Source organism: Paenarthrobacter nitroguajacolicus, assembly GCF_031455195.1.
GTDB classification, from domain to species: Bacteria; Actinomycetota; Actinomycetes; order Actinomycetales; family Micrococcaceae; genus Arthrobacter; species Arthrobacter nitroguajacolicus_D.
Genome location: NZ_JAVDSH010000003.1, coordinates 434,908 through 451,752 on the forward strand (window position 1 = coordinate 434,908; position 16,845 = coordinate 451,752).

15 protein-coding genes are annotated in these 16,845 nt (G+C 63.5%); 6 read left to right on the top strand and 9 right to left on the bottom strand.

What is annotated here, in order from left to right; all coding sequences use genetic code 11:
• Positions 1-11 precede the first annotated feature (11 nt).
• A complete protein-coding gene (locus J2Y68_RS09425) occupies positions 12-773 on the bottom strand; it encodes a demethylmenaquinone methyltransferase (RefSeq protein WP_211711989.1) in 762 nt (253 codons plus the stop codon).
• 91 nt (positions 774-864) lie between these two features.
• Here J2Y68_RS09425 and J2Y68_RS09430 point away from each other — a divergent pair, with 91 nt between their 5' ends.
• The 4 genes from J2Y68_RS09430 to J2Y68_RS09445 all read left to right on the top strand — a co-directional run bounded on the left by J2Y68_RS09430 (position 865) and on the right by J2Y68_RS09445 (position 4,845).
• Positions 865-2,217 (top strand): isochorismate synthase, encoded by a 1,353-nt coding sequence (locus J2Y68_RS09430; protein WP_309992530.1) that lies wholly within the window; start codon positions 865-867, stop codon positions 2,215-2,217.
• Positions 2,218-2,375: 158 nt separating this feature from the next.
• Positions 2,376-3,173, top strand: a complete 798-nt coding sequence (locus tag J2Y68_RS09435; RefSeq protein WP_309992532.1) for an ABC transporter substrate-binding protein — start codon at positions 2,376-2,378, stop codon at positions 3,171-3,173.
• Positions 3,174-3,253: 80 nt separating this feature from the next.
• Complete coding sequence (locus J2Y68_RS09440; protein WP_211711986.1) at positions 3,254-4,045, top strand: amino acid ABC transporter permease; 792 nt, start codon at positions 3,254-3,256, stop codon at positions 4,043-4,045.
• Positions 4,046-4,056: 11 nt separating this feature from the next.
• Positions 4,057-4,845, top strand: coding sequence for an amino acid ABC transporter ATP-binding protein (locus tag J2Y68_RS09445; protein WP_309992537.1), 789 nt, complete (start codon positions 4,057-4,059; stop codon positions 4,843-4,845).
• 100 nt (positions 4,846-4,945) lie between these two features.
• On the opposite strand, the gene J2Y68_RS09450 is transcribed toward J2Y68_RS09445, so the two are convergent.
• From J2Y68_RS09450 to J2Y68_RS09475, 6 genes are all read right to left on the bottom strand, one after another.
• Positions 4,946-5,899, bottom strand: coding sequence for a hypothetical protein (locus J2Y68_RS09450; protein WP_309992539.1), 954 nt, complete (start codon positions 5,897-5,899; stop codon positions 4,946-4,948).
• A gap of 152 nt (positions 5,900-6,051) precedes the next feature.
• Entirely contained in the window at positions 6,052-7,752 is a 1,701-nt protein-coding gene (gene menD / locus J2Y68_RS09455; RefSeq protein ID WP_309992542.1) for a 2-succinyl-5-enolpyruvyl-6-hydroxy-3-cyclohexene-1-carboxylic-acid synthase, read from the bottom strand.
• A 119-nt stretch (positions 7,753-7,871) separates the two neighbouring features.
• On the bottom strand, positions 7,872-8,447 hold the full coding sequence (locus J2Y68_RS09460) for an SOUL family heme-binding protein (RefSeq protein WP_309992543.1): 576 nt from the start codon (positions 8,445-8,447) through the stop codon (positions 7,872-7,874).
• Between the two features lie 121 nt (positions 8,448-8,568).
• Positions 8,569-10,659 (bottom strand): PhoX family protein, encoded by a 2,091-nt coding sequence (locus J2Y68_RS09465; protein WP_309992544.1) that lies wholly within the window; start codon positions 10,657-10,659, stop codon positions 8,569-8,571.
• 77 nt (positions 10,660-10,736) lie between these two features.
• On the bottom strand, positions 10,737-11,756 hold the full coding sequence (locus J2Y68_RS09470; RefSeq protein ID WP_309992546.1) for an o-succinylbenzoate synthase: 1,020 nt from the start codon (positions 11,754-11,756) through the stop codon (positions 10,737-10,739).
• A gap of 61 nt (positions 11,757-11,817) precedes the next feature.
• Positions 11,818-12,411: a hypothetical protein gene (locus tag J2Y68_RS09475; RefSeq protein WP_309992547.1), complete on the bottom strand. Its 594-nt coding sequence runs from the start codon at positions 12,409-12,411 to the stop codon at positions 11,818-11,820.
• 103 nt (positions 12,412-12,514) lie between these two features.
• On the opposite strand from J2Y68_RS09475, the gene J2Y68_RS09480 reads away from it, so the two are divergent.
• Both J2Y68_RS09480 and J2Y68_RS09485 read left to right on the top strand, forming a co-directional pair.
• The gene (locus J2Y68_RS09480) at positions 12,515-13,144 is read left to right on the top strand and encodes a DUF2510 domain-containing protein (RefSeq protein WP_309992551.1); all 630 of its coding nucleotides are present in this window, start codon (positions 12,515-12,517) and stop codon (positions 13,142-13,144) included.
• An 88-nt stretch (positions 13,145-13,232) separates the two neighbouring features.
• Positions 13,233-14,285: a LacI family DNA-binding transcriptional regulator gene (locus J2Y68_RS09485; RefSeq protein ID WP_309992554.1), complete on the top strand. Its 1,053-nt coding sequence runs from the start codon at positions 13,233-13,235 to the stop codon at positions 14,283-14,285.
• A 260-nt stretch (positions 14,286-14,545) separates the two neighbouring features.
• On the opposite strand, the gene J2Y68_RS09490 is transcribed toward J2Y68_RS09485, so the two are convergent.
• Together J2Y68_RS09490 and J2Y68_RS09495 are read right to left on the bottom strand one after the other, a co-directional pair.
• Positions 14,546-15,940, bottom strand: coding sequence for a glycoside hydrolase family 32 protein (locus J2Y68_RS09490; RefSeq protein ID WP_309992555.1), 1,395 nt, complete (start codon positions 15,938-15,940; stop codon positions 14,546-14,548).
• A 28-nt stretch (positions 15,941-15,968) separates the two neighbouring features.
• Positions 15,969-16,841 (bottom strand): carbohydrate ABC transporter permease, encoded by an 873-nt coding sequence (locus J2Y68_RS09495; RefSeq protein ID WP_309992557.1) that lies wholly within the window; start codon positions 16,839-16,841, stop codon positions 15,969-15,971.
• Between the last annotated feature and the right edge of the window lie 4 nt (positions 16,842-16,845).

Here is a 16,845-nt window from a genome sequence, read left to right on the forward strand (position 1 = left end):
GGCAGTACGAGCTAGCCGGCCTGGTGGCGCGGCTTTATCTGGCGGCGAAGCTTGGCTACGGGGACACTTTCGCGGTGCTCGGCGGGCTTCTGCGCGCGGTGCACAGCAACGATGCCGCCGCTGAGGTTGCGGTAGGTAACGTCAGTCCAGCCGGCGTCGCTGAGCCACTGGGCCAAGTGGTCCTGGTCCGGCCAGGCGCGGATGGACTCGGCGAGGTAAACGTAGGCATCCGGGTTGGAGGAAACCTTGGTGGCGATGGCCGGAAGCGCGCGCATCAGGTACTCCGTGTAGAGGTTGCGCCACAGCGGGACCACAGGGTGTGAGAACTCGGCGATGACCAGCCGGCCGCCGGGCTTGGTCACGCGCAGCATCTCCTCGAGGGCCTTGCGCGGTTCCACGACGTTGCGCAGGCCGAAGGAGATGGTGGATGCGTCAAAGCTGTTGTCCGCGAACGGCAGGTTGGTGGCGTCGCCTGCTATGAAATCGATGTCCGGGCGGCGGCGCTTACCCACTTTGAGCATGCCCAGGGAAAAGTCGCACGCCACGACGTCAACGCCTGCGTCCGCGTACGGTTCGCTGGAAGTTCCCGTTCCGGCGGCGAGGTCCAGGACCTTCTGGCCTACCTTGACGTCCATGGCGTCCACCACGATCCGGCGCCACCGCCGGGTCTGCCCCATGGACAGGACATCATTCACGACGTCGTATTTTGGGGCGACATCATCAAACATCGTCGCAACTTCGTCCGGACGCTTTTCCAAGGATGCTCGGTTCACCCTGTAATTGTCTCAGACATTCCGCCGACTTTGCTGCGCTGTAGAAGTCGGCTCAGATTCTGGCTGCGGGCGGGAGTACTGTTGTTCCATCATGACCAGCACGCTCCGCACCTTGACAGTCCCCCTCGATGTTGAATCATCCTCCGGGGGGCTGCCGTCGTTTCTGGTGCGGGATGATGTGCTTTGCTGGTCCCGCCGCGAAGCCGGCTTGGTTGGCTTCGGCGAGCTGACCCGCTTCAACGCCACCGGTCCTGAGCGCTTCCTTGAGGCCGACATCTGGTGGCGGCACCTCATTCTTGAGGCGGAAATCACGGACCAGGTGGAGTTGCCCGGCACTGGCCCGGTGGCTTTCGGTTCCTTCGCCTTCTCCAAAACGTCCCCGCACGTCTCGCGCTTGATCCTCCCGGAGTTAGTGGTTGGCATCCGTGACGGCCGCGCGTGGGCAACCCAACTTACGTTCGACGACGGCGAACTCACCGAGGCGGGCGTCCTCGCTTCTGTTGACTATTGGCTGAGCGGTGGTGAGCCGAACGGTGAGGATTCAGCGGAAGGAAGGTCCGACGTCGGGCCCTCACCGGACACTGTCGCTGCGGACGGCGCCGGTCACCTCAGCCACGGTTCCCTGAGCGAATCGGCCTGGATGCAGGCAGTGGCCGACGGCGTGGAGGAGATCCGCGCCGGCAAGTTGGAGAAACTCGTGTTGGCACGCGACGTCGTAGCCACCCTCCCGGATGGCGTCAACGCCGCCGAGGTTCTTCGCCAGCTCGCAGCCAGGTACCGGGAATGCTGGACGTACGGAGTTGATGGCCTGGTGGGCGCCACTCCGGAAATGCTCATTCAGGTGGAAGGCCGCACGGCGCAGGCGCGCGTGCTGGCGGGCACCCTGGACCGTCGCGACGCTGACGGCATGGACGGTTCCCCCATGGAGTACGCCGAGCGGGTCCTTGCAGGTTCGGATAAGCAGCGCCACGAACACGAAATCGCGATTGATTCCTTGACGCGGCAGTTGGCTCCGTTCTCCGAGGCGATGAATTCGCACAGCGAGCCGTTCATTCTGGAGCTGCCCAATGTTTGGCACCTGGCCTCGGACGTAAAGGCAGAGTTGGCTGACATCGAGGGACACGTCCCTACATGCCTGGCCTTGATCAACGCGCTGCATCCCACGGCTGCAGTGTGCGGAACGCCCACGCTGGTAGCGGGAGCTTTGATTCGCAAGCTTGAGCATCTGGACCGGGGCCCGTATGCCGGGCCCGTCGGTTGGCTGGATGCTGCGGGCAACGGTGAATGGGGCATCGCGCTTCGCGGAGCCGTTATCGAGGACGCCAACACGGTCCGCCTGTACGCAGGTTGCGGCATTGTGGAGGGATCGCAGCCGGAGGCCGAGCTGGCGGAAACCTGGGCTAAATTCCGGCCAATGCTCGAGGCTTTAGGTATCCGGCGCTGAATCTGGGATCCCGGACAGCACATCCCTTTTGGCGGTTGATAAGTGCGTAAACTAGTTATCTAATAGTGAAACTTCGTTTCCTGTGATGCACATCTCATGTTCGGCGCTACACTAAAACCGACTCAGTTCAGCATCCACCGCAACAAAAGGTAAACAACATGCAGATCTCCCGTTCGGTTCTGTCCGGCACCAAGATGGCCGCTGTGCTCGCAGCCGGCGCCCTGGCCTTGACCGCTTGTGGCGGCTCGTCCACCCCGGCAGCCTCCAACGACTCCGGCCTCAAGCTCATCAACGCCGGCAAGCTTACGGTGTGCTCGGATGTTCCCTACGAGCCGTTCGAGTTCCAGAAGGACGGCAAGATCGTCGGCTTCGATATGGACATCGCCGCGGAAATCGCCAAGGACACCAAGACCGAACTCAACGTGGTGGACAGCTCCTTCGAAGCCATCGAGACCGGCACCGCGTTGACCGGGTGCGACGTCTCCATCTCCTCGATCTCCATCACCGACGTCCGCAAGAACGTGATGGACTTCTCCAACCCGTACCTGGATGACGACCTGACCCTCGTTGCCACGTCCTCCTCGGGCATCAGCAACATCGACGGCGCGAAGGGCAAGAAGGTTGGCGTGCAGCAGGCCACCACCGGCGCCCAGTACGCCAAGGACAAGGGAATTGACGCACAGCAGTTCGAAGATTCCGGCCTCCTGGTCCAGGCACTCAAGGCCGGCACCATCGACGCCGCGGTCGGCAACCAGTCCGTCCTGGGCTACGCCATCAAGGACGACTCCAACCTCAAGCGCGTCGAAGACTACGCAACGGGCGAGAAGTTGGGCATCTCCATCAAGAAGGGCAACACTGCAATGGCAGATGCCGTGAACGCCACACTCAAGCGCCTCACGGACGATGGCTCCATGAAGAAGTTCCAGAGCACCTGGTTCGGCGAAACCTCCAAGTAGCTCCCGACATCCACACAGGCGGGCCCCGAAACGACACGCTGTTTCGGGGCCCACCTGCGCAACACGAATGTGAGAACACCATGGCAATGACTGCACGTCAACGAGCCAAAGTCAGCCTGTACGTCCAAGCCGGAATCTTCGTAGTGGTCCTGGCCGCGGTGATCCTTGCCGTCGACTGGAAGACTGTTGGCAACAGCGTCTTCAACTTCGCCAAGATCGGGCCGATGTTCCCGGACATCTTCCTGGTGGGCCTGAAGAACACCCTTATCTACACAGCGTTGGCCTTCGTGGTGGGTTTGTCAGGCGGCCTTCTGCTTGCCCTGATGAAGCTCTCCTCCTTCCCGCTGTACCGCTGGCTCGCAACGGGCTACATCGAGTTCTTCCGCGGCGTTCCTGCACTGTTGGTGTTCATCGCCTTTGGCTACGGTGTTCCGCTGGCTTTCGGTGTCCAGTGGGATGTCAACATCGTGGTCATGGTTTCGCTGGGCATGGTGGCGTCCGCGTACATCGCTGAGACCCTCCGCGCCGGTCTTCAGGCCGTGCCTAAGGGCCAGATGGAAGCGGCCCGATCACTGGGCATGCCGCATTGGCGCGCCATGGTTTCAATCGTGATTCCCCAGGCATTCAAGATCGTCCTGCCCCCGCTGACCAACGAGATCATCCTGCTAACCAAGGACTCATCGTTGATCTACGTCCTGGGCCTCACGGCGTCCCAGTACGAGCTCACCAAGTTCGGCCGCGATGGCATCTCCAGCCTCGGCGCGGGCCTGACCCCGCTGCTCGTGGCAGGTGCCTTCTACCTGGTCATCACCATCCCCTTGAGCCTCCTGGCACGGAAGTTCGAAAGCCGCTCCGCGCGGACGAAGCGATAGGCAGGACAGTCATGAACGACGTCGTAAACAGCACCGTTCGCGCCGCTGGCGTGGACATCAAGGACCTGCGCAAGTCCTACGGCAGCAACGAGGTCCTCAAGGGCATCTCGCTCACCGTGGAACCTGGCCAGGTGGTTTGCCTGATCGGGCCTTCAGGCTCAGGCAAGTCCACGCTCCTGCGCTGCGTAAACTTGCTGGAGCAGCCCAACGCGGGCACCATCAACGTGGGCAAGTTTGAAGCAACTGATCCCGATGTTGATCTCAACAAGATGCGCCAGAGCGTTGGGATGGTGTTCCAGCACTTCAACTTGTTCCCCCACCTCAGCGTGCTGGACAACTGCACCATCTCGCAGATGAAGGTCCTCAAGCGTTCCAAGTCCGAGGCCGCGGATGTGGCCCGCCATAACCTCGAGCGCGTGGGCTTGGGACACTTGGCTGACCGTTTCCCGGACCAGCTTTCCGGCGGCCAGCAGCAGCGCGTCGCGATCGCCAGGGCACTGTCCATGGACCCGCAACTCATGCTCTTCGATGAGCCCACGTCCGCGTTGGACCCCGAAACCGTAGGCGATGTCCTGGCTGTCATGCGCAAACTGGCGCAGGAAGGCATGACCATGTTGGTGGTCACGCACGAGATGGGCTTCGCCCGCGAAGTCGCCGACCGCGTTGTCTTCATGGACGCCGGCGTTGTGGTGGAAGAAGGCCCGGCCGAACACGTTATTAGTGCTCCCACCCAGCCGCGCACCAAGGAATTCCTGCGCCGCGTCCTGGACCCGACGCACATCGGTGTCGAGGAAGCGTAGACCCTTCGTTTCAACGCTGGCGCCGCGCATATTGATTGGCGCCACAGAAACGGGAGGGCGACACCCACATTTGGGTGTCGCCCTCCCGTTTCTGGTTCAGCTACGAATTTGGGTGGCCTGCAGAAGCACGACGGCGACGGGGAACCCCGGCCGCCTCAAGCGCGCGTTCCAGCTTGCTCACCGTCAGGTCGCTCCACACCAGCCGGAACACTCTTCGGCCCGTGGCGCGTATGGCGTCTTCGCGGGCCTTCTCTTCGATCACTACTTGCGAAGGCGTGCGTCCCTTCAAGTACTCCGGCTTCACGTATTTTTCGCGGCCGTCGAACTCTCCAACCAACCCAACCCCCTCCCAGTAGTAGTCCGTATACACCATTCCCCTCGTGGTATTCACCGCATACTGCAGCAGGGGCATCTCGAACCCGAGGACGTGTATCAAGGCGCGGGCATAGGATTCGCCGGGTGAACCAGAGTTTCCGGCGCCAAAATTTACCGCCGCAGTGACTCGCCTGACCGCTGCTTTGGAGTAAGTGCCGCTGATGCCATCCAAAAGCTGCTCCTTGGTCATTGGCTGGGAGTTTCGCTTTCTGTTCAGCAGGAAATCCACCGGGACAACGGCCTCGGCAAACGGAACTGACGCAGCGATATCCAAGACCGTCCGAATCCGGTCCGTGACCAGGAATCCGTTGACCACCTGGGCCCGCTCGCTTCCTGCGGCTACTAAGTGGCGTCTCACCCCCGCACGCGAACGGCCTCCTCCGGCGTAAGTGGTCAGGGCATGGACAGGCTGGTGGCGCAGGATAGTGGGGATTTCATGGATCGACGCCGCCGAGTGATGCGAGAAGATAGTTGGAGCCGACAAGCACTCTGCTGCCGCTTCTACATTCAGGGCGTACCGTTCCCAGGTCTCCAGCTTCTGCCATTGAGGGGCATGGACGTAGACACCGTGCCTGATGCGAACGAGCTTTCCGGCCTTCGCATCCATGGACAGTTGTCTGGAATCGCCCCCGAGGATGGACAGATCCTTGGCGAGAATGAGTTTGGGTAGCCTTCGCATGCCAACAGTCTTCGTCGAAGGCTGCTGCGGTTCGAGGGGAGAGTTGGCCTATGTGGACAACCCGCGGCTCGCCACCCGAACTGCTGAGTGCCCGGATAACGGACTGACGACACCCAAATTTGGGTGGCCCTCGTCAGTTTCCGTGGCAAAGGTCAGTTTCCGTGGCCCACGGCGGCGTTGATGGCTTCCTTGATCCGGGCATGGAGCGCCCGCAAGCCTGCCCGGTCCACGCACACCTCCACAATGGTGCGTCCCTTCAGCGGAGACGTGAGTGCGTCGGCGAGTTCCGCCGTCGTACTTACAGCCAGGTGCCCGACGCCGTACGCCGCAGCGAGTGCCGCGATGTCCACTGAGTGCGGGGTACCAAAGAGGCGTTCGACGGCGGTGCCGTACGCGCCTGAGTCTTCCACGGCACCGTGTTCCAAGAGAGCGAAGATGGCACCACCGGAGTCGTTGAGCACCACGATGCGGAGGTCCGGCGTCGGCTCACCATGGCCCAGGAGCAGGCCACCGGCGTCGTGCAGGAAGGTGACATCGCCCAAGAGAACGGTGGTTTCGCGTCCACTGCCCAGTGCGATGCCGGTAGCTGTGGCGATGGTGCCATCGATGCCGGCTAGGCCACGGTTGGCGTAAACGGTGGAGATCGGGGCCTGATGCGGTTGGCCAGCGAGATCCACGTCGCGGATGCCGTTGGAGGAACCGAGGACCAACTGGCCGCGGGCGTGTTCCCAGACGGTGGCTCCTACGGACGGACCGTTGGCAACGGTCTCCTCCGCGAGCACGCCATCCAGCGCATGTTGGGCTGCGGCGCCGGCGAGAAGCCAGGAATCCAGCCATTCAACCGAGCCGCGACCTGCGAAAGCGGCCAGTTCCGGGAGGGTTTCGATGGGCGTTTCGCGGCGTCGGCCGGCTTCGTACCAAGCGACCGGGACGGGTTGGTAGATCGCTGATTCCACCGATTCGCGAGCCAGCAGTGCGGCCACGGGGCGGGACAGGGTGGCCCGGCCAAAAAGGACAACGCGTTCGATGGGCGCAGGTGACCCGGGACCAAAGTGCTCCAGCAACACACGGTACGGGCCGACCGCATTGGGGCCAAAGCGGGCGTTCGAGGACGGCTCTGCGAGTAACGGCAGGCCGTGGGCACGTGCGAAGGCCTCTGCCACAGGGCCGGCGTCGTGACCTGCGAGGACTACGGTCCGTCGCTCGGCGAGATCTCCGGACGCCGGCGGAAGATCCAGAGCCTGGGGACCGGCGTCGTAATGGAACACGCCGTGCCCCTGCGTATCCGGCAAGGCATCCCCGGTTCCGGGAGTCAGCGGATCGCGGAACGCGATGTTCACCTGGACCGGGCCTGGCGGTGTGTCCTCCAGCGCGCCGGTGGCGGCATACAGAGCCGTGGCGACTGCCTTCTGCGGGTTGTCCCCGGCAGCGACGTCGACGGCGAAGCGCACGTGATCGCCAAAAATGTCCAGTTGGATGGTTGTCTGGTTCGCCCCGGTGCCGTGCAGTTCCTCGGGACGGTCCGCGGAAATGACCACCACGGGAACGGCCGAGTGGTTGGCTTCCATCACAGCGGGAAGGAGGTTCCCTACGGCTGTTCCCGAGGTGGTCAGGACGGCGACCGGGGCTTCAGTGGAGAGCGCCAAGCCCAGTGCGGTGAAGCCGGCGCCACGCTCGTCGATCCGGACATGAAGGCGAACCCGCCCCGCCGCTTCTGCCTCGGCGAGGGCGTAGGCCATGGGAGCCGACCGCGAGCCGGGGGCCACCACCGCGTGCCGCACGCCGCCGTCGAGCAATGCAGTAACGGCGATCCGGGCGGCGGCGATGGAAGTCAGAGAGTCCTGTGAAGTCACCGTTCCAGTCTATTGGCGGACGCAGCACCCAAACCCTCACTCACGTCCCGGCCCCTTCGCACAAACCCTCACTCACGTCCCGGCCCCTTCCCCCGAACCCTCACTCAGGTGCGGGTGCCTTAGGGTTCTTCGACGTCGATCACGACCTCGTTGTGCCGAAGGAACCACGGCTTGAAGGGAGGATCGAAACGCGCGAACCTGGCAGCCCCTACGGGCTTCAGGCCAGCCAACTGGAGTGCCTCCAGCAGCGCGACACTGTGTCGTTGAAAGGCCGTCGTTGATCCATTTCCAGTGAACCGGACCGCGGCTGTCAACGACCCCGGTACCTCACGGATTTTGACCCTGGGTTCGTCGGGGACAGGGGCATCAGCCGCTGTCACTCCGGACGGCAGGACGAAAGCCACGACGTAGTCTTCGTCTCCGCCTCCCGGGATGGGACCGCTCTGCAGAACCGGCGCCGTCATGACCATTTCCTCGGACGATGCGCTCTCTTGGAGGACAGGTGCGGTCATGGACAGCTTTCGCCGGGCCTTGTTGCTTCCGCTGATGTAGTTGAAGAGGTAACGGAAGGCCTCATTTGGGGCACGGTCAAAAGCCGTGTGCACTTGTACCTCCGCGAGAACATGCCTGGGATACCTACGTAGTTCGAAGTGGGGATAACGCCGGACCAGGTCGTAGGGCTGCTGTTCAGTCATGGTGCGACTGACCATACGCCGCGGACCCGGAACCTGCCAGAGGTCCGGAAAGTGAGCAAGCGCTCGGGGTGCAGAAACGCTCCCCTATCTCCGGGAGATAAGGGAGCGTTCGGGGTTTCAGTTACTTGCGGAAAACCTGCACGATCGCAGGACGGGGCGCCCGCACCGCACCGGCGGGGACCGGCGCACCTGCAGCAACATAGTCCGGGAAGTAGGAGTGGGGCGCGTCAAATGTGCCTTCTTCTCCCGGGTGCTGGACCGCGACGAACACAGTGCGCTCTTCGTCGTGGACGATCGGACCACAGGTTTCGGCGTCGCGGGGCACGGCCAGGAACTGCTCCACCTTGCCGCGCTCCGGGCCTTCCAAGGTGACCTTGAACAGACCGTCGTTGTAGCCGATGGTGGACGGGGCGCCGTCCGTGGAGATCCAGAGGTTGCCAACGGAGTCGAATGCCACGTTGTCGGGGCACGAAATCGGCGACACCTTATCTGCCGGGAAACCGGAGAAGTAGGTGGAGGTGTTCTTGGCGGGGTCGCCGGCAACCAGCAGTAGCGTCCAGTTGAACTTGGTGCCCACTTGGTCCTTGCCTTCGGTGATTTCGACAATGTGGCCGTCGCGGTTCAGCGTGCGCGGGTTGACCTCCGTGGCGCCTTCCTTGCCGGCCTTGCCGCGGTCAGAGTTGTTGGTGCAGGCAACGTAGACCTTGCCGGTGAGCAGGTTTGGCTGAACGTCTTCGCAGCGGTCCATCTTGGTGGGGCCAACCTTGTCGGCGGCCAGGCGGGTGTACACCAGGACCTCTGCCACGGACATGCCCGGAACCGCCGATACGCCGCCAACGACCAGCGGCAACCATTCACCCGAACCATCGAAAGCACCGTCGGCGGGAACCTTGCCGGTGCCATCAATCTCCGCTGCAGGTGAGTCGCCTGTAAAGCGGGCGACGTACAGGTCGCCCTCGGAGAGAAGGCCCATGTTGTTCTTCCGGGCCGCCTTGGAGTCGCCCGCCTGGTATTTGCCCTTGGAGACGAACTTGTAGAGGTAGTCAAAGCGCTCATCGTCACCCATGTAGGCCACGACGCGGCCGTCGGGGGCAACAATGACGTTGGCGCCTTCGTGCTTGAAGCGGCCCATGGCGGAGTGCTTCCTTGGTGTGGAGGTGGGGTCGAAGGGGTCCACTTCCACGATCCAGCCAAAGCGGTTGCTTTCGTTGGCGTATCCGGCATTGCGTGTGTCAAAGCGCGGCTCGTCGAGCTCCCACTGACGGGCGGTTGCCTTCGCCGACAGACCATAGCGCTTGTCGGCGTCGCTGGTTCCAGGGGCCGCAAAGTAGCCGTTGAAGTTTTCCTCACCCGAGAGGATGGTGCCCCACGGGGTGGTGCCACCGGAACAGTTGCCCAAGGTGCCCTTGATCCAACGGCCCGCGGGGTCGTCGATGGTCTTGACAAGGTTGGTGCCAGCCGCAGGACCGGTCAGTTCGTACACAGTGTCGGTGAGGAAGCGGCGGTTGAGGGCTGCGCCCTGGACGTAGCTCCACGGCTTGTTCTTGTTCTTGCGCTCCAACTCCACAACTGCCAGCCCATGGGCAGCGCGGCCGATGGCACGGGCCTCGGCCGCGTTGAAGCCCACCGGAAGCATGATGTTCTCGTTGGTGTACTCGTGGTTGGTGAAGAGTACGGCACGGCGGTCCTTGGAGTCGGGGATCGGGATGATGTCCGTGTAGTCGTTGTTGTAGCCAAACTGACGGGCCTGGGCGGCTGCTGTCTGCTTGGTGATGTCGAAGGCCGGTGAATCGGCGAACAACGGGTCACCCCAACGGATGATCGGGTTCCAGCCGAAACCCTCAGGAACGGTAAAGGCGTCGACGGCGGCGTCGACCGGCTTGATCGCGGTGAACTTGAGCTTGGACTTGTCGAAGCCCTTCTTGGCGGCATCGGAGAGCCCGTTGCCCGGGTCGGCGGTGGCGCTATCAGCGCCACCTATGGCACCGCCGAACACGACGGCGAGCGCACCCGCTGCGCCGAGGCCCAGTGCGGCGCGGCGGGACATGGCCGCTGAGGCGATGTCCCTGAAGTAGCCGTTGGTGCTGGTGTTGCAGACATCGCCAGAGCAGGCGTTATCGCATTTCAGGGCACACGTGACTGGGCTGCGCTTGCCTTTAGTGTGGCCGAGCATGGGGAGCAGCGGGAACGTGCGTCCGGTGGTTTCAGACATGGGGGTGACCTTCCAGAGGGTGTACGAGGTTCCCGTTGAGCTTTTCAGCGGAATCCGAATCTGGGAGGTCGCTCTGGTTAAGGCTGGGTGAACAAACGGTGGTGGTCTCGCGCCAGGACGGAGTGGACGCGTCGCAGGCGGTCCAGCCACCAGTCCCGGCGCTCCCCGGAAGCTGCGTACTGCTCCAGGAGTCCGGGATCGGCGTGCGTTTCACGCAACTGTATGGCGCCGTCGTCGGCCACCAGCGGGTCCCGGGTGATGTCGGAGGCAAACAGCGAAACGGTGCCCAAACCGCAGGCGTATGGCAGCGAAGGAAGGGCGGCCGCGAGGGCAAGGCCCGCACGGATACCTACGGAGGTGTCGAGCGCTGAACTGACGACGGCGGGAAGCCCGGCTTGCTGGACAATGTCCAAGGCTCTGCGCACTCCCCCGAGTGGGGCGACCTTCACCACGATGAGGTCGGCAGCCCCGGCCCGTGCCACGCGCAGGGGGTCCTCTTCCTTGCGAACACTCTCGTCCGCGGCGATCAGGACCGGCGTCCCCGCGGATGAGAGCCTGCGGCGGACTTCCGCCAAACCGTCAATGGTTGGAACGGGTTGTTCTGCGTACTCCAAGCCGACAGCTGATAGCTTCCCCAGAGCGTCTACTGCCTGGTCTACGTCCCAGCCCCCGTTTGCGTCCACTCTGATGGCAGCACCCGGAAGGGCCTGGCGCACGGCAGCTACCCGCGCCAGATCATCGGAGATGTGCTGTCCTTTTTCAGCAACTTTGATCTTGACTGCATCGACGCGACCGAACCGGGCGAGTACCCCGGGGACGCGGTCAGCCGAAACTGCGGGGACTGTGGCGTTCACTGGAATTTTTTCCCGCAGCGCTTCCGGAAACCCTAGCCAGCCCGCTTCCAAGGCGGCGGCCAACCAGCGGGACGATTCGTCGTCGTCGTATTCCGGGAAGGGGCAGAACTCTCCCCAGCCGCGCGGCCCTTGCAACAGGAGGGTTTCGCGCTGCATGATCCCGCGGAACTTCACGCGCATGGGCAGCGACACTACGTGGGCGGAGTCCAGGAGTTCTTCGAGTTCAGGAAGGCTTGCAGACATAATGCCACTGTACCGGCGGCTTTCCGCGCCAAATGATGGCCAGTCGGTCTATGTGGACAACTCAAACGTCCCAGTAGTTCTGTACGCTTCCAAGGGCATCCGCCAACCGCGTCCCGGACAAGACCAAGGAGCTTTCCGGAACCCCCAGTTCGTCCCATTTGGCCACGATGCGGGTGTCGCCCTCAACAGGCAGCGGCCACAACCAGAACTGCACAGAACCATCCACTTGTTCATCCCCGGCACTGCCTCCGCCGCCTCCCCGGTGCGTGAGGACAGGTCCTGATACGTCGTCGGACTCTTCCAGCATGGACGGCGTGGGATGGGCGGCAATCGCCTTCCTTCCGTCAGCGAGCGAAACCCCGAACATGATTCCAGGCAGTCCCGGCCGGCTGAAGCTTTGCTCCGCGATGTCCCGCCACTCTTGGTCCGATTCGTCTCCACGACGCACGGACCACGTGACATCCAACAAACAGCCAGTGGAGTAGACCTCCACCATCTTCACCGCCACCACGGCGCTGGTGCTTCGGTAAAGAAAACCCCCTACGGGCACGATGCCCGGCAGTTCGTCCGACGGCGGCCCGAACCATCCCGGGCGGATGGGCTGGGGTTGGCGTGGCCGCGACGGCGGCTCGGGGAGGTCGTCGAAGAAGCTCATGTTCCATGCATACACCGCCACACGACGTCTGGGGAGGGCCTTCTGGCAACCGAGAGACGGCAACCGCGATATTCTCGAAGTCACGACTCAATGCGGGGGAATCATGACTCAATCAATGCCCGGTTCTGCAACACCTGCCGGTTGGTACCCGGACCCTTCGGACCCCAGGTTTGTCCGGTGGTGGGATGGCCACGCGTGGACAGCCAACCAGGCTCCGCGCCAGATGCAGTACCAACCAGCCTTTGCGCCGCAACGCCCACGACTCAGTGAAGGGACACCTGTTTATAACCCCTTCATTTGGGTGATCACTTTGTTGCCGCTGGTCTCCGTGATTTTCATGCTCTTCTGGCAGCCGGAGTTCCGGATGATCACTACCCGCCAGGGCACCACCACCATCGATCCGTTCTCTATCTACACCCCCGCGTATTTCCTGCTCATGGGGTCGAGCCTCGTCGCCTATGGCCTCTCGGTGTTTTTCGCCTACCTGGACCGTCAGCGCCTGCTGAAGTCCGGCGTCGAGCGTCCTTTCCACTGGGCTTGGGCGTTTCTCAACGCGGCTGTTTACGTGATTGGCCGGTCGGTGATCGTCAACAAGGTTGCCCCAAAGCGGGGGCTGTGGCCGATTTGGATCACCATCGCGGTGTTCGTACTCACCATGGTGATTGCAGGTTTCTGGACGTCCAACATGATGCAGTCCATGTACAACCAGCTGGGCTACTCGGTCACCACTTAGCTCTCCCTCCTTGGGGCCAACGGTCCGGGATACGTACCCTCACACGCGTTAGGTAGACTGCAGGGAACACGCACGGAAGGACGTTCTCATGAACCGCAAGGCCACCGCCCTGGACGTCGCCAAGAGGGCGGGAGTTTCCCGGAGCGCGGTCTCGCTGGTACTTAACGGCCGCGGCGACGGCAACGTGGCCAAGGAAAGCCAGGACCGGATCCGGCAGGCGGCCCAGGAGCTCAACTACTCCCCCAACGCCATTGCGTTGAGCCTGCGGAACCAGCGTTCCCGGGTCATCGGTATTCTGTCCGACGAAGTGGTGGTCAGCCCTTTCGATGGCAACATCATCGGCGGCGCTGACGACGTCGCCCGGAGCCGCGGTTTTGTCACCGTGGTCATGGACACCGAGCGCGATACTGCCCGGGATGCGAGCGCCATCGAGACACTCCTGGACCGCCAAGTGGACGGGCTCATGTACGTGACAGTGGGGCTGAAGCCTATCGAGGTCCCGCAGGGAATGCTTCGCGTCCCGTCTGTCTTGGCAAATTGCTACGACGCCCACCCTGAGCCACAGCTCCACCACGTCATCCCGGATGAGGTTACTGGCGGCAGGGAGGCGACGGATCATCTCCTGCAAATGGGCCACACGGATATTGCCCTGCTTGCCGGTTCTTCGGACTCACCCGCCGCTCCCCTGCGCGTGCAAGGCTACCGGGACGCGTTCGCCACAGCAGGACTCAATGCCAGCGAGGGCCGCATCCACATGGCCGGCTGGGATATCGATGCCGGTTACCACGGGGCCATGAAACTGCTCGACGGCGTGTCCCCGTCTGATCGGCCCACGGCCATCATGTGCGCGAACGACCGCCTGGCCGTCGGAGTGGCCCTCGCTGCCGCACGCCTGGGGCTGAACGTTCCCACCGACCTCTCCATCATGGGCTACGACGACGAGACACGGATTGCCGACACCATGGTCCCCGCCCTCACCACCATGGCCCTGCCGTTGCGGGAAATGGGTCGAGCCGCCATGACCACTCTGCTGGACGCTCTCGAGGGCGCCGACAGGGCGGGGGCGGAAACCACCAAGGAAACGATGGTCCCCTGCCGCCTCGTGGTCCGCGAATCGACCGGCCCGGTGCCTACCCGCTGACGTCCCCCATTGCGAGGCCTGCTCTGCGCCCCAAAACCTCGAAATATCCCGCAGAGCGGGCCTCGCAACGCGGGTCAACGACCCCTGCTCGAAGCACGCCCGTCGTTGGCCCGCTGACTCGTCGCTGGCCAACAACTGAGTAGCGGGCTGGGAACGGGCTTAGCCCTCACGTTGCGAGGCCCGCTCTGCACCCCAAAACCTCGAAATACCCTGCAGAGCGGGCCTCGCAACGCGGTTTAACGCACGACGGCGGCCAGCACCTAGGCGGGTAGGGTCAGCTCCCACACGTCGGCAGTCGCGCCCGTGGGCAGGGTGAGTTCCCACGACTCCCCGGGAGCGGGGTAGGCGCGGAGGGTCGTAGCTACGGAACCGGTACGGTACACCTCCACGAGGGACGCGTCGAGGAAGATCCTCAGCTCCTCCCCCGCAGCCAGGGGATCCGAGTAGACCACCTGGGCCGCGGGACCTGAACCAAGGACCAACTCCACGGAACCGGAACCGGAACCAGAACCGCCACCAGACCCCCGCACCAGCACCTCGGCAAACCCAGGAACAGTAACCGATCCAGCAGCACCCAAAGCCACAGCAGCGCCCCGGTATGCGAGGACTTCGGGCGCGGGAGTGACAACCAGGGAACCCTCAACCACCGACAAAACGCGAGGATGCGTCAACACACCCGACCACCCGGCGTCGTCGATTTCCGCTTGGGCGCGGCCCCGGCGGCCGTCGCGTCCGGGTCCTTCGTTGGCCCAGCCCCACAGCAGCGCCGCAGGTGCGCAATCAACAGAACCGGATGTAAGCTGCACGATCTGCGGCGCGTAGAAGTCCCGGCCGAGGTCGGACTTTCCGCCAGTTACGGGCGTAAAGACCGGCAGCCCAGTCTCCGGATCGGCGGAGAGCGAGCCGATCAGGTGGCCCACACCGTTGGCGTGCTCGTGGTCGTCGCCGGAGAGCCACAGCGAGAACATCATCACCCATTCCCCCGTTGGCACCTGGACCAGTTGCGGGCACTCCCAAATCTCGGCCGGGGTATGGAGGCCCGCGACGGGATCGGCAGTGGTCAGCCAGATTCCCTGGTACTTCCAGTCATCGAGGGAATCCACCGTGTACAGCAGCAGAGCAGCTCGGCCGTCAGCCAATCCCGCCCCCTGCATGGCGTAGCGGGCACCGTTGAAGCGGAAGATGAAGGGATCGCGAACAGCGGTAACCAGCGGGTCGACAGGCATGGATGCGGCCACATGCCCATCCTGGGACCAGGCCACCAAATCCGCGGAACCCCGGGCAATGACCACCTGCGAATGCCCGCCGTGGTCCTGCACGCCGGAGTAGGCGGCGGTGGGCACGCCGTCGTCGGAGGTGACCACGCCCGTCCAGCAGCCTGCGGAGTCGGGGCCACCCGGCTGGGGCGATAGCGCCACCGGGTGTTCTTCCCAGTGGACCAGGTCCGGGGAGCTGACGTGTCCCCACTGGATCTGCGAGTGCCGGGCGGACAAAGGGTTGTACTGGAAGAACACGTGGTAGCGGCCGTTGATGTAGCTGACCCCGTTGGGATCGTTGATCCAGCCCTGGGCCGGACGCGGGTGGAAGCGTGGAAAGGCCGGATCCGGGTGCGTGGCCGCCAGAGACAGAGTGGAAGAGAGTGCAAGGTCCGTCAACGGAACCCCTTTCAGAAAGTTGAGGAGACTATTTGCCCGTGCCCGCGGTGAGTCCGTCCTGCAGCGCGCGCTGGCCGAACATGAACACCACCAGCGCGGGAATCATGGAGAGGACAACACCGGCCAGGACCACGGAGATGCTTCCCGTGCCGAGGTTGCCTTGGAGGGAGACCAGGCCCAGCGGGAGGGTGAAGTTCTGCTCGGAGATGGTCATGATGAGCGGCCGGAAGAACTCGTTCCAGTGGAAGTTGAACGCCAGGATTCCTACGATCGCCAGCCCGGGCATGGCCAGCGGCGCGTACACGGAACGGAACGTCCGCCATGGCGAGGCACCGTCGATCGCAGCCGCTTCAGCGAGCTCACCCGGCAACCCCATGAAGTACTGACGCATCAGGAAGGTACCGAACGCCGTCGGGATCGCCGGGATGATCAGCGCGAGCAGCGTGTCGGAAAGCCCCACGCCGCGGATGAGCATGAACACGGGCACGATGGTCACCTGCGCGGGCACCATCATGGTGGCCAGCACAATGGAGAACAACGCGCCGCGACCCCTGAAACGAAGATGCGCGAAGGCATAGCCGGCAAGTGCCGCTGTCACCATCTGTCCGACGGCGATTAGCCCGGTCACCAAGGCGCTGTTCACCACCAGCAGCACGATGTTGAGCTGCTTGAAGACCTGCGTGTAGGAGGCGAGGTCCGGGTTCAGCGGCAGGAACGCGGGCGGCAGTTTGAAGGATTCCGACGGCGGCCGCAGCGAGGTGGACAGCGTCCACAACACGGGACCCAGGACAAAGACGGACGCTATCAGGAGGATGATGATGCGGCCGGCCACTGACCAGTCCCGCTTCTTCCGAGTGATTACAGGCGCCGTGGTGGTGACACGTTCTTGAATGGTGGTCATGGCG